Annotated in this window: 1 pseudogene; it reads right to left on the reverse strand. The window is 57.6% G+C overall.

Annotated elements, in window-relative coordinates:
* Positions 1–335 (reverse strand): annotated as a pseudogene (locus tag I656_RS0114515) (monooxygenase); the annotation flags it as partial.

Genomic DNA, 335 nt, shown 5'->3' on the forward strand with positions numbered 1-335 from the left:
AACAGGTGGGCCGCTTCGCCGGCCAACAGCACACGGTGATGGCGGTCAGTGAGCGACTTCGCAACCACCTGGAAAAAGCGGTACGTCGACACCCACGTAATGCGATCCGCGTATTTTTCCGGCATCACTTTCGGCAGCCATTGCTTCACGCCGTCCACACTGCCGAACTGCTCCGGATCATCGCCGTCAAGCAATTGCAAATCAATGCGCCACCCGCCGGCAAACGGTACAAAGAGAACGTTGCGGCCACCCACAGCCGGATGCTGGTAATGAAACACCCGCTCAAGCGGCAGCGGATCGGCTTCATCTTCTTTGACATCCACGACGACAAAGTA

This window comes from Geobacillus sp. WSUCF1 (assembly GCF_000422025.1).
Lineage (GTDB): Bacteria > Bacillota > Bacilli > Bacillales > Anoxybacillaceae > Geobacillus > Geobacillus zalihae.